This is a genomic window from Sporichthyaceae bacterium (assembly GCA_036493475.1).
Taxonomy (GTDB): domain Bacteria; phylum Actinomycetota; class Actinomycetes; order Sporichthyales; family Sporichthyaceae; genus DASQPJ01.
The window spans coordinates 15,588-28,098 of sequence record DASXPS010000108.1; the positions used below are offsets into that span (position 1 = coordinate 15,588).

General features: G+C 70.2%; 13 protein-coding genes. 1 reads left to right on the forward strand and 12 read right to left on the reverse strand.

The genetic code is table 11. The annotated features are described in order from the left end of the window. Window positions 1-106 precede the first annotated feature (106 nt). Window positions 107-1,231, forward strand: a complete 1,125-nt coding sequence (locus tag VGJ14_11365; GenBank protein ID HEY2833013.1) for a DUF349 domain-containing protein — start codon at window positions 107-109, stop codon at window positions 1,229-1,231. A 36-nt stretch (window positions 1,232-1,267) separates the two neighbouring features. On the opposite strand, the gene VGJ14_11370 is transcribed toward VGJ14_11365, so the two are convergent. The 12 genes from VGJ14_11370 to VGJ14_11425 form a co-directional block, all read right to left on the reverse strand. Continuing rightward, the gene (locus VGJ14_11370; GenBank protein HEY2833014.1) at window positions 1,268-3,667 is read right to left on the reverse strand and encodes a bifunctional (p)ppGpp synthetase/guanosine-3',5'-bis(diphosphate) 3'-pyrophosphohydrolase; all 2,400 of its coding nucleotides are present in this window, start codon (window positions 3,665-3,667) and stop codon (window positions 1,268-1,270) included. 32 nt (window positions 3,668-3,699) lie between these two features. Then, a complete protein-coding gene (locus tag VGJ14_11375; GenBank protein HEY2833015.1) occupies window positions 3,700-4,227 on the reverse strand; it encodes an adenine phosphoribosyltransferase in 528 nt (175 codons plus the stop codon). Between the two features lie 7 nt (window positions 4,228-4,234). Continuing rightward, on the reverse strand, window positions 4,235-5,350 hold the full coding sequence (secF, locus tag VGJ14_11380; protein HEY2833016.1) for a protein translocase subunit SecF: 1,116 nt from the start codon (window positions 5,348-5,350) through the stop codon (window positions 4,235-4,237). A gap of 1 nt (window position 5,351) precedes the next feature. Then, window positions 5,352-7,145 carry a protein translocase subunit SecD gene (secD, locus tag VGJ14_11385; GenBank protein ID HEY2833017.1) on the reverse strand — a complete coding sequence of 598 codons (1,794 nt, stop codon included), beginning with the start codon at window positions 7,143-7,145 and terminating at the stop codon, window positions 5,352-5,354. Window positions 7,146-7,230: 85 nt separating this feature from the next. Then, a complete protein-coding gene (yajC, locus tag VGJ14_11390) occupies window positions 7,231-7,545 on the reverse strand; it encodes a preprotein translocase subunit YajC (protein HEY2833018.1) in 315 nt (104 codons plus the stop codon). 23 nt (window positions 7,546-7,568) lie between these two features. Then, window positions 7,569-8,639, reverse strand: coding sequence for a Holliday junction branch migration DNA helicase RuvB (ruvB, locus tag VGJ14_11395; protein HEY2833019.1), 1,071 nt, complete (start codon window positions 8,637-8,639; stop codon window positions 7,569-7,571). Continuing rightward, a complete protein-coding gene (ruvA, locus tag VGJ14_11400; protein HEY2833020.1) occupies window positions 8,636-9,241 on the reverse strand; it encodes a Holliday junction branch migration protein RuvA in 606 nt (201 codons plus the stop codon). Before ruvA ends, ruvB begins: the two co-directional genes overlap by 4 nt. Continuing rightward, on the reverse strand, window positions 9,238-9,762 hold the full coding sequence (gene ruvC, locus VGJ14_11405) for a crossover junction endodeoxyribonuclease RuvC (GenBank protein ID HEY2833021.1): 525 nt from the start codon (window positions 9,760-9,762) through the stop codon (window positions 9,238-9,240). The genes ruvA and ruvC overlap by 4 nt, the downstream gene beginning before the upstream one ends. Window positions 9,763-9,953: 191 nt before the next feature. Next, complete coding sequence (locus tag VGJ14_11410; GenBank protein HEY2833022.1) at window positions 9,954-10,553, reverse strand: hypothetical protein; 600 nt, start codon at window positions 10,551-10,553, stop codon at window positions 9,954-9,956. 137 nt (window positions 10,554-10,690) lie between these two features. Continuing rightward, window positions 10,691-11,443, reverse strand: a complete 753-nt coding sequence (locus VGJ14_11415; GenBank protein HEY2833023.1) for a YebC/PmpR family DNA-binding transcriptional regulator — start codon at window positions 11,441-11,443, stop codon at window positions 10,691-10,693. Window positions 11,444-11,463: 20 nt separating this feature from the next. Continuing rightward, window positions 11,464-12,081 carry a pyridoxal 5'-phosphate synthase glutaminase subunit PdxT gene (gene pdxT / locus VGJ14_11420; protein ID HEY2833024.1) on the reverse strand — a complete coding sequence of 206 codons (618 nt, stop codon included), beginning with the start codon at window positions 12,079-12,081 and terminating at the stop codon, window positions 11,464-11,466. Then, a partial coding sequence (locus VGJ14_11425; GenBank protein HEY2833025.1) for a pyridoxal 5'-phosphate synthase lyase subunit PdxS occupies window positions 12,078-12,511 on the reverse strand: 434 nt, incomplete at its 5' end. The genes pdxT and VGJ14_11425, both read right to left, overlap by 4 nt.

Below are 12,511 nucleotides of genomic sequence, written 5' to 3' on the forward strand. Positions count from 1 at the left end.
GATCGAGGAACCCGCGGCCCCTGCAGAGCCGGCGGCGATCGAGGAACCCGCGACGACTGAGGAACCCGCAACGACTGAGGAACCCTCCGCCGAAACGATCTCGCCCTTGCGGGTAGCTGCGCAGGTCCGGGCCGGTGTCGAAGGGCTGGGCAATGAACTCAGCGCACTGGCCGCCAAAGTGGCCGCCAACGAGATTCCGTTCAAGCAGGCCAATACCGAACTGGAGCGCCTTCGGGCGGTGATCGCGGCCGGACCCGCGGTGGGTGTGCCCGAAGAACTCAGCGCCCAGTTGACCGCCGTCGAGGAGGCGCTCAAGGCGGCCGCCGAGGCACACCGGGCGGCTCGGGCGGCCGCCGCGGCCGCGGCCCGTGCCACCAAGGACCGCATCGTCACCGAGGCCGAGGCGATCGCCGCGGGCAACCAGTGGCGGGTCGGTGGCGACCGGTTGACCGCGCTGCTGGAGGAGTGGAAATCCTGCGCCCGGCTGGACCGCAAGTCCGACGACGAACTGTGGAAGCGATTCTCCGCCGCCCGCTCGGCGTTCGCCAAGCGGCGCAAGGTGCACTACCACGAACTCGCCGGCGACCGGGACGCTGCGCGCACCGTGAAGGTCCAACTCGCCGAGCAGGCCGAGGCGCTGGCCGCCTCCACCGATTGGGCGGCCACTGCTTCGGCCTTCCGGGACCTGATGAGCCAGTGGAAGGGCGCGGGCCGGGCCGGCCGCGAGGCCGACGATGCGTTGTGGGCCCGCTTCCGGGCCGCGCAGGACGCGTTCTTCGCCGGACGCAACGCCGCGATGGGCGCCCGTGACTCCGAGCAGAGCACCAACCTGGCCGCCAAACAGGCGTTGTGCACCGAGGCCGAGGCGCTACTGCCGATCACCGACATCCGCTCCGCGCGCGCTGCCCTGCGCTCCATCCAGGAGCGCTGGGAGGCCATTGGGCATGTGCCGCGCGAGGCCCGGTCCGGGGTGGAGTCCCGATTGAGCACGGTGGAATCGGCCATCCGCGGCGCGGACGACGTCGCCCGCACGCGATCCAACCCGGCTGGGCACAGCCGCGCGGCGGAGACGGTCAACGCGCTGCGCGAGGCGATCGCCACGCTGGAGACGAAGGCCGCCAAGGCCACCGCGGCGGGCGATGAACGACGGGCCAAGGAGGCGGCCGAGGCAGCCGCGGCGCGCCGCGAGTGGTTGGTCGAGGCCGAGCGGACCCTGGCCGAGCTGTCCTGATCCAGAACCTGACTCTACGTCAGTTCCCTTGCCGGTTCAGGAATTCATCGTCCCGGTGGTACGGTAGACGTCGAACACACCTTCCACCGCGCGCACGTGCTTGAGCACGTGACCGAGGTGCTTGGGGTCGCCCATCTCGAAGGTGAAGCGGCTGATCGCCACCCGGTCGCGGGTGGTGGCCACGGTCGCGGACAGGATGTTCACGTGCTGGTCGGACAGCACTCGGGTGATGTCCGCGAGCAGCCGGGACCGGTCCAGCGCCTCCACCTGGATGGCCACCAGGAACACCGAGGAAGCGGTCGGCGCCCACTCCACCTCGACCATGCGTTCCCGCTGCCCGGCCAGCGCCGCGGAGTTCGTGCAGTCCTTGCGGTGCACCGAGACGCCGTTGCCGCGGGTGACGAACCCGACGATGGGGTCGCCCGGCACCGGCGTGCAGCAGCGGGCCAACTTCACCCAGACATCCGGGGCGCCGGTCACCGAGACGCCCGGGTCGCCGTGCGGCTGGAACCGACCCCGGGCCTTGCTCGGGGTGACCGTCTCGGCCATGTCCTCGGTGGTGGATTCGGTGCCGCCCAGGGACTGCACCAAGCGGGTGACCACCGACTGCGCGGAGACGTGGTGCTCACCGACCGCGGCGTAGAGCGCGGTGATGTCGGCCAGCCGCATCTCGTGCGCGATCGTGGTCAGCGATTCCGAGGTGAGCAACCGCTGCAGGGGCAGGCCCTGCTTGCGCATGGCGCGGGCCAGCTCGTCCTTGCCGCGCTCGACCGCCTCCTCGCGACGCTCCTTGGAGAACCAGCCCTTGATCTTGTTGCGAGCCCGTGGGCTGGCCGCGAAGTCCAACCAGTCCCGGCTGGGTCCGGTGCCCGGCCCGGTGCCCTTCGCGGTCAGGATCTCCACCACGTCACCGTTGGCCAACGGTGATTCCAGCGGCACCAGCCGTCCGTTCACCCGGGCGCCGATACAGCGGTGGCCGACCTCGGTGTGCACCGCGTAGGCCAGGTCCACCGGGGTGGACCGGGTGGGCAGCCCGATGGCGTCACCGGCCGGGGTGAACACGTAGACCTCGTTGCCGGACAGGTCGAAGCGCAGCGACTCGAGGAACTCGCTGGGGTCGGCGGTTTCCTTCTGCCAGTCCAGCAATTGGCGCAGCCACGCCATGTCCTCCCCGGCCGCCTTCTCCCCCGAACTGGCCGCCGGGCCGACGGCGGTCGTCTCGCCGTTCGCCTCCGCCTTGTACTTCCAGTGCGCGGCCACGCCGTACTCGGCACGCCGGTGCATGGACTGCGTGCGGATCTGCAGCTCGACCGGTTTGCCCTCCGGGCCGATCACCGTGGTGTGCAGTGATTGGTAGAGGTTGAACTTTGGCATCGCGATGTAGTCCTTGAACCGGCCGGGCACCGGGTTCCACCGCGCGTGCACCACGCCGAGCGTGGCGTAGCAGTCCCGCACCGAGTCGACCAGGATGCGCACCCCGACCAGGTCGAAGATGTCGCCGAACTCGCGGCCGCGCACGATCATCTTCTGGTAGATCGAGTAGTAGTGCTTGGGTCGCCCGGTCACCCGGCACTTGATCCGCGCCGGGCGCAGGTCCGCCTCGACCGCGTCGACCACCTTGGACAGGTACTCGTCACGACTGGGCGCTCGGTCGGCCACCAACCGCACGATCTCGTCGTACATCTTCGGGTAGAGGGTGGCGAAGGACAGATCCTCCAGCTCCCACTTCACGGTGTTCATACCGAGGCGGTGGGCGAGTGGCGCGTAGATCTCTAACGTCTCCCGCGCGGTGCGTTCCTGGTTGGCCGGCGGCATGTAGCGCAACGTGCGCATGTTGTGCAGCCGGTCGGCGAGCTTGATCACCAGCACCCGGATGTCCCGGGCCATGGCGATGACCATCTTGCGTACGGTCTCGGCCTGCGCGGCATCGCCGTAGGTGACCCTGTCCAGCTTGGTGACGCCGTCCACCAGCGCGGCGATCTCCGCGCCGAAGTCCGCCCGCACCGTCTCCAGCGTGTAGTCGGTGTCCTCGACCGTGTCGTGCAGCATCGCCGCACACAGCGTGGGCGGCTCCATACCGAGTTCGGCCAGGATCGTGGCGACAGCCAGCGGATGAGTGATGTACGGCTCGCCGCTGCGGCGCAACTGCCCCCGGTGGCACTCCTCGGCGGTCTCGTAGGCGCGCTCGATGATCTTCAGATCGGCCTTCGGGTGGGTCTGCCGCACGCTGCGGAACAGCGGCTCCAGCACCGGGTTGACCACCGAGGTGCGCTGACCGGCCAGCCGGGCCAGGCGGGCCCGCACCCGGCGGGTGGCCCCGACGCCCGACGGCGCAGGGGCCGACGGCGCAGGGGCCGACGGCGCAGGGCCCGACGACGCCGCGGTCACCGGCGCAGCCGGCTCCGGGTCGGTCGCAGGGACGGCCTGGTCGGTCACGCTTCCATGCTACGGGCCGGTTGGGATCCTGCTCAGACGCTCTGCAGGACGTGCACCGGAAGGGGCGCCAGCGCTGCCCGTCCGTTCAGCGCGGTGATCTCCAGCAGCACCGCCGCGGCCACCGGGTCCGCCCCGGACTCCCGCACCAGTTGCGCGGCCGCAGCCAGGGTGCCGCCGGTGGCCAGCACGTCGTCGACGATCAGCACCCGGTCGCCCGGCTGCAGCGCGTCGGTATGCATGTGCAGCACGGCTTCGGCGTACTCCAGCGCGTAGGCCACAGACCGCGTCAGGTGCGGCAGCTTGCCGGGCTTACGCACCGGCACGAAGCCCGCGGCCAGCGCCAGTGCCACCGGGGCACCGAGGATGAACCCGCGGGCCTCCACGGCCACCACCATGTCCACCCGTTCGCCGCGGCAGACCTCGACGAGTTCGTCGGTCATCGCGGCCAGCGCCGCCGCGTCGGCCAGCACCGGGGCGATGTCCTTGAACAGGATGCCCGGTGCCGGGAAATCCTGGACATCGCGGATCAGCTTGCGCCAGTCCACCCGGTCGCTGCTCATCGTGCGCTTACTTCGGCGGCGGCGGGCGCCGGGTGCTGCGCGGCGCGCTGCGTTTGGGTTGCACCCGTTCGCCGGGCGGGGCGGTGGGTCGCGCCGGCGCCCCGGCCCCGGCGGGCACTCCGTCGTCCTCGGCTGCCTGGGCCGGCCGCACGTCCTTGCCCGCGGCCTGACGTTGCGCTACCCGCTTGGCCAGCGCCTTCATCTCCGGTTCGCGCTCCTTCATCGCGACCACCAACGGGGTGGCGATGAAGATCGAGGAGTACGCACCGACAGCCATACCCACGAACAGCACCAGCGCCAGGTCCTTGAGCACACCCGCGCCGAGCAGGCCGGCACCCACGAACAGCAAACCGGCGACCGGCAGCAGCGCGATCAGCGAGGTGTTGATGGAACGCACCAAAGTCTGGTTGATGGCCAGGTTGGCCGCACCGGTGTAGGTGTAGCGGTTGCTGTTGGTGAGGTTGGTGGTGTTCTCCTTGAGCTTGTCGTAGACCACCACGGTGTCGTAGAGCGAGTAACCGAGGATGGTCAGCAGACCAATGACGGTGGCCGGGCTGACCGTGAAGCCGACCACTGCATAGATGCCGGTGGTGATCGCCACGTCGTGCACCAGCGCGACCAGCGCACCCACCGCGAGCTTCCACTCGAAGACGATGGCCAGGTAAATGGCCAGCAGCGCCAGGAAGATGATCAGGCTCTTCGCGGCCTTGTGGCTGATGTCGGAACCCCAGGACGGGCCGACCACCTGCTGGGTGATCTCCTCGACGGGGATGCCGATTTTCTTGCTCAACGCCTCGCGGATCGCGGTCGCCTGACCGGGCTGCAGCGCGCCGGTCTCCACCCGCACCCGGTCCGAGCCGAGCTTCTGCACCTTGGGTTCCTTGGCGCCGGCGCCCTCGACCGCGCCACGGACATCGGCCACCGAGATGCCCTGCGCCTTGGTGTCGAACACCGCGCCGCCCTTGAACTCAACACCCTCATCCAGGCCGCGAATGGCCAGCCCGCCGATCGAGATCACCACCAGGACCAGGCTGGCGATGAAGAACCGCTTGCGGTTGCCGACGACGTTGATCGAGGTTTCCCCGCTCTGCAGGCGGGCGCCGAGATCGGCCAGGCGGGACATCTCAGGCCTCCTTCACCGTCGTGGTACCCAACCCGGCCAGCGGTGATAGGCGCCGCAGGCCCAGGCTCTCCGGGCTGACGCCGGACCACTTCTTGCCCCGCGCGAAGTACGGCCGGCGCATGAGCAGGGTGACCACGGGCTTGGTGAACAGGAAGATCACCACGACGTCGATGATGGTCGCCATACCGAGGGTGAACGCGAAGCCCTTCACGTCGGCGACCGAGAAGAAGTACAGGACGGCAGCGGCCAGCAGCGAGACGAAGTTCGCGGTGCGGATGGTGCGCCAGGCCCGCTTCCAGCCGTACTCGACGGCGGCCCGCGGTGTTCGACCGTCCCGGATCTCATCCCGCAATCGTTCGAAGAACACCACGAAGGAGTCCGCGGTGATGCCGATGGCCACGATGGTGCCCGCGATACCCGCGATGGACAGGCGGTAGCCGATGCCCTTCCCGAGTAGCGAGATCGCCATGTAGGACATGAACGCGGCCAGCGTCAGCCCGAGCAGGGCCGGGACGCCGAGACCCCGGTAGAAGAACAAGCAGTAAATGACCACCAGGAGCAGGCCGATGCCGCCCGCAATCAGGCCGCCGTGCAACTGGTCGGACCCCAGCGTGGCCGAGACGGTGTCCACCTTCGATTGGGTGAACGCCAGCGGCAGCGCACCGTACTTCAGCACGTTGGCCAGGTCGGAGGCCTCGTCCTGGGTGAAGGTGCCGGTGATCTGCGCCTGACCGGTGGCGATCTCCTCATTCACGGTCGGCGCCGACTGCACCACCCCGTCCAGGGTGATGGCCAACTCGTTCTGCGGCGCCTGCAGAGCGGCCAGCCGCTTGGTGACCTTCTGGAACGCGCTGGTGCCACTGCCGTTGAAGTTGAGGTCGATCTGCCAGGCACCGACGCTGGCGCCGCTGGGCAGCGCGGCGTCGGCGCTGCTCACCTGAGTGCCCTGCACCTCACTCGGGCCCAGCAGGTATTTCTGGTACCCGTCGCGATCGCAGGCGACCACGTAAGCAGTGGCCGCAGCGCTGTCACCGATGGCGGTCGGATCGGCCCGGCTGCAGTCCTTTGCCGCGTAGGCCGCCTGCACATCGGCCGGGATCGCATCGGTGCTCTGGTCCGCCGGGGTGTTCGTGTCATCCGTCGAGGCGGCCGCGGACGGCTTCGCCGAGGCGGAGGTCTTGGCCGACGGCTTCGCCGAGGCGGACGGCTTCGCGGTCGGGTCGGCCGAGGCACTGGCCGAGGCACTGGCCGAGGGATCCGGGCTGGGCGAGTCGGCGGGCAACAATGCGTCGGACACCGCGCGGCCCTGACCGGGCACCCCGGGCACCCCGGGCAACTCACCCGCGCCGCCCCCGGCGGCCGCGGCCGGGCTCGCCGGGCCCGCCTGGATCACCGGGCGGAAGCGCAGCAGCGCGGTCTGACCGACCTGCTCGGCAACATTGCTGCTGGCGTCACCGGGTACCGCGACCACGATGTTGTCATTACCGAGCGTGGTGACCTGGGCCTCGGAAACACCGAACCCGTTGACCCGCTGGCGGATGATCTTCACCGCCTGTTTCATCGCGTCCGAGGTGACGGCGCCCGGTTTGCCGTCCGGCCCCGGCAACGCCTTGGCGGTGAGCGTGACGCTGGTGCCGCCGTCGAGGTCGATGGCCAGGCGCGGCTTCTTCGAGTCCGTCCCGATCATCGTCGCGATGCCGGCCACGATCAGCACCAGCAAGAAGATCAACGATTGGGTCGGTTGGCTCCCGCCCTGGGACGGCCGCCGCTTCGGGCCGCCCTTGCCTGCTGCCACTGTCCTGCCTCTCAACTCACTCAACGTTCACTCAACGTTTGGCACCGCCCACAGTGCCCGTGCCCCAGCCTGCCGGCTCGGACGCTCAGATGTTGTCCGGCGCCGGCGGCTCGCCGTCCTGCGCGTCGCCCCGGGTGTCCTCCGTCTTGGGCAGCAGGATTTTGCGCAGCGCGCCGAGCGCGAAGCGCACCACCACGCCCGGCGCCACCTCCAGGTGCATCTCGTCCTCAGTGACGGAATGCACCCGGCCGAACATCCCCGAAGTGGTGATTACCTCGACCCCCGGCTTCAGGTTCTCCTTGATGTCGACCGCGCGCTGCTTGCGGTTGCGCGCCGGCGCGAGGACGAGCAGGTAGAAGGCCCCGATGATCAGGACGAGCAGGATGACGTTCGGGTCCACAACTGGCGGAGTCTACGCCCGGCTCACGGCGCGGACCCCGCCCCGTCGACCGTGTCGAACAGCACCGGTTGGGGGTGTCCGGGCGTCCCGGCGGGCGGGCTGAGGCCGAGGTGGGTCCAGGCCGCCCGGGTGGCCACCCGGCCACGCGGCGTGCGGGCCAGCAGGCCGGCCCGGACCAGGAACGGTTCGGCGACCTCCTCGACGGTCTCGGTCTCCTCGCCCACCGCGACGGCCAGCGTGGACAGCCCGACCGGGCCACCGCCGAAGCGGCGCACCAGCGCGTCCAGCACGGCCCGGTCCAACCGGTCCAGACCCAATACGTCCACGTCGTAGAGGGCCAACCCGGCGGCCGCCACACTCGCCGAGATCCGTCCGTCAGCGCGTACCTGGGCGTAATCGCGCACCCGCCGCAGCAATCGGTTGGCGATGCGCGGGGTGCCCCGGGAACGCCCGGCGATCTCCGCGGCCCCGTCGGCGGCCAGATCGGCGTCGAGCAGCTGGGCAGACCGGCGCAGCACAAGGTGCAGCTCGTCGGCGGCGTAGAAGTCCATGTGGGCGGTGAACCCGAACCGGTCCCGCAGTGGACCGGGCAGCAGTCCGGCCCGGGTGGTCGCGCCGACCAGGGTGAACGGCGGGATCTCCAGCGGGATCGCGGTGGCGCCGGCGCCCTTGCCGACCACCACGTCGACCCGGAAGTCCTCCATGGCCATGTACAGCATTTCCTCGGCCGGGCGGGCCATCCGGTGGATCTCATCGAGGAACAGCACCTCGCCCTCGGCCAGCGAGGACAGCAGCGCGGCCAGGTCACCGGCGTGCTGGATGGCCGGGCCGCTGGTCACCCGCAGCGGCGCCCCCAGCTCCGCGGCGACGATCATGGCCAGCGTGGTCTTGCCCAGGCCGGGCGGACCGGAGAACAACACGTGGTCCGGCGGCCGGCCGCGCAACCGGGCGGCCTCCAGCACCAGGGAGAGCTGCTCGCGCACCCGTTGCTGACCGACGAACTCGGCCAGCCGTTTGGGCCGCAGCGCGGCCTCGATCTGCAGTTCGTCCGGCCGGGCATCGGCATCCACCAGGTCTTCCTCGGCGGGGATCACGTCACCCGCCCGAGGGTGCGCAGGGTCAGCCGGAGGAGGTCCGGCACGGACACGTCGCCGCCCGCCTCGGCGGTGGCCACGTCAAGCGCGGCGTCGGCGTCCCGGGCCGACCAGCCGAGGTTGAGCAGCGCGGCGTGCACCTGGCCGCGACGGTCGTCGGAGAGTGGATTGGCCTGCGCGGGCACGCCGGGCCCGCCCCGCGGCGGACCGAGTCGGTCCTTGAGCTCGAGCACCACCCGTTGCGCGCCCTTGCGCCCGATGCCCGGCACCTTCATCAAGGCGTTGAGGTCCTCGGCGGCCACCGCGCGACGCAGCGCGTCCGGGTCATGCACGGCGAGCATGGCCTGGGCGATGCGCGGGCCGATCCCGGTGGTGGTCAGCAACTGCTCGAAGACCACGCGTTCATCCTCGTCGGCGAAGCCGTAGAGGGTCAGTGAGTCCTCGCGCACTATCAACGCGCTGGCCAGCTGCGTGCGCTCGCCGCACCGCAGACCGGCCAACGTGTTCGGCGTGCACTGCACGCTCAGCCCGATGCCGCCCACCTCGATCACCGCGGCGTCCGGGCCCAGGGCGGCGACCCGCCCGGACACGAAGGAGATCATCGTTGCCTTCCTTTCGATGCGGCCACTGCCGCGGCCAGGCGGTTGACCGCGGGCCCGCGCCACAGATGGCAAATAGCCAACGCCAAGGCGTCCGCGGCGTCGGCCGGGCGGGGCGTCTCCTCCAGCCGGAGCAGGCGGGTGACCATCGCGCCCACCTGCGCCTTGTCCGCCCGGCCGCTGCCGGTGACGGCCGCCTTGACCTCGCTGGGCGTGTGCAGCGCGACCGGGATGCCGCGCCGGGCGGCGCACACCACGGCAATCGCGCCGGCCTGCGCGGTGCCCATCACCGTGCGCACGTTGTGTTGGCTGAACACCCGCTCCACGGCGACCGCGTCCGGGCGGTGCGCGTCGAGCATGCGTTCCACCTCGCGCTCGATGGCCAACAAGCGGTGGCTCAGGTCATCGGTGGGCGCGGTGCGCACCACGGTGACATCAATCAGCGAGGCGACTCGGCCGGGCGAGCCGTCGACCACGCCGATGCCGCACCGGGTCAACCCGGGGTCGACGCCCAGCACCCGCACCCGCGACTCCTTCAGGCGACAGTCACACGGTCGCCAGAGGCGAACGTCTGTTCGAGACACACGCTAACGGCGCCCGCCGACAAACGGCTGTCGGCGCGCCGCCGTCATCCGTGCCCATGTCAAGGCCAGAACGGTCTTGTCATGCGTCTGGACGCCTGACAAGACCCCTGTGCGCTTGACATGCGCAGGGGTCAGAGGGCTCGGCAGATGCGGTTGTGGTTGAACGCGGCCTGGAAGCCGGGCTCGTCGTCGAGCTTGGTGAGCTTCTGTAGCGCGGTGCCGACGTCGGAGTCGCTGCGGTCGAGCAGGGGGCCGACGGCAGCATCGAAGCCCGCGCGGTCGGCGATGGGCAGCGCGGCGACCTTGGCCCGCAGGGCGGAGTTGGCAGCCTGCGCGGTCTGCAGTGCCGCGAGCAGGTCGGTGGAGATCCGCGCCCCGTTGGGCAGGTCGGGCACACCGGCTTGCCGAGTGTCGCCGATCGCCCGGGTCAGCGCCGTGTTCAGGGCGTCGATGTAGCCGAGCATGGCCGCCCGCGCGTGACCCGCTGAGCCGGTGGCAGCGGCCGTCCGGGCCGTCTTGGCCTCTTGATAGGTCAGCCCGAAGTTGGCCAGGCCGGTGCACAACTGGGTGGCGTAGGTGTCCACCGCGGCCCGGGGTGCGTCGTTGGCGGTCAGATCCAGGGCGGGGTGCGCCGCCGAGGTGTCCCCGGCCAAGCGCGGCGTCGGTCCGCAGCCGCTCACCATCAGCATGGTCATCGGGCCGACCACGGCCACCAGTGTCCGTTTGCGCATGTGCCCTCCCCGACCGCGGTGCGCCACCAGCGGGTCGGGTTCGACGCTACCCCGTGACGCGTGTGGTTCCCGGGACGTCGACGGGGTGTCGGCGGGTCATGAGTCACGGTGGCTCCGGCGCGCGGCGCCGTCGATGCTCAGGCGTCGATGAGCGCCATGATTTCGTCCGAGACGTCGAAGTTGGCCCACACGTTCTGCACGTCGTCGAGGTCCTCGAGGGCGTCGATCAACTTGAACACCTTGCGCGCGGCGTCCTCGTCCACGGCCACGTTCACGGTCGGCACGAACGACGCGTCGGCGGACTCGTAGTCGATGCCCGCGTCCTGCAGCGCGGTACGCACCGCGACCATGTCACCCGGCTCGCTGATCACCTCGAAGGCCTCGCCCAGGTTGTTGACCTCCTCGGCACCGGCGTCGAGCACCGCGGTGAGCACGTCGTCCTCGTCCAACCCGGTGGCCGGCACGATCACCACGCCCTTGCGGTTGAACATGTAGGACACCGAGCCGGGGTCGGCCATCGTGCCGTGATTGCGGGTGACCGCCACGCGCACGTCGGAGGCCGCGCGGTTGCGATTGTCGGTGAGGCACTCGATGAGCACCGCTACCCCGTTGGGCCCGTAGCCCTCGTACATGATCGTCTGATATTCCGCGCCGCCCGCCTCGGCGCCGGAACCGCGCTTGACGGCCCGGTCGATGTTGTCGTTCGGCACCGAGGACTTCTTGGCCTTTTGAATGGCGTCGTAGAGCGTCGGATTGCCCGCCGGGTCCCCGCCGCCGACCCGGGCCGCCACCTCGATGTTCTTGATCAGCTTCGCGAACATCTTGCCGCGCCGGGCGTCGACCACGGCCTTCTTGTGCTTGGTAGTAGCCCATTTTGAATGGCCGGACATGCGCAGCGCTCCTGCAGTCTTCAGTCGGTCCGCACCAGGTCCACGAAGTACCGGTGAACGCGGTCGTCCCCGGTGAGTTCGGGGTGGAAGGAGGTCGCCAGCAACGAGCCCTGGCGCACGGCGACGATCCTACCGAGCGTCTCGGCCGCACTGCTCTGCTGCACCCGGGCGAGCACGGTGACATCCCGTCCGGTGGATTCCACCCAGGGTGCCCGGATGAACACCGCGTGGAACGGGCGTTCGGGTTCGGCGAATCTGTGGGTCAGCTCGGTCTCGAAGGAGTCGACCTGGCGACCGAAGGCGTTTCGGCGGACCACCACGTCCAAGCCGCCGATGGTCTGCTGGCCGTCGGCGCCGTCCTCGATGCGGTCGGCGAGCAGGATCATCCCCGCGCACGAGCCGTAGACCGGCAACCCGGCCTTGACCGCGGTGCGCAGCGGTTCCAGCAAATCGAACGCGGCCGCGAGTTTGGCGATGGTGGTCGACTCCCCGCCGGGCAGCACCAAGCCGTCGACCTGCGCCAGTTCCCGCTCGCGGCGTACGCCGACGGCGCGGGCACCGAGCGATTCCAGCCTGCGCAGGTGTTCGCGGACGTCGCCCTGCAGGGCGAGCACGCCGATCCGCGGGGTACCCGTCACCAGCCCCGCTCGGCCAGCCGGTGCGGCACCGGGATGTCGGCCACGTTGATGCCCACCATCGCCTCACCCAGACCACGGGACACCTTGGCGATGACGTCGGGGTCGTCGTAGAACGTGGTGGCCTTGACGATGGCCTCGGCCCGCTGCGCGGGGTTGCCGGACTTGAAGATGCCCGAGCCGACGAACACCCCGTCGGCGCCCAGCTGCATCATCATCGCCGCGTCGGCGGGGGTAGCGATGCCGCCCGCAGTGAACAGCACCACCGGCAGCTTGCCGTTCGCCGCGACCTCGACGACCAGCTCGTAGGGAGCCTGCAAGTCCTTGGCGGCCACATACAGCTCGTCCTCGCTCAGCGAGGTGAGCCGCCGGATCTCGCCGTTGATCTGGCGCATGTGCGTGGTCGCGTTGGACACGTCACCGGTGCCCGCCT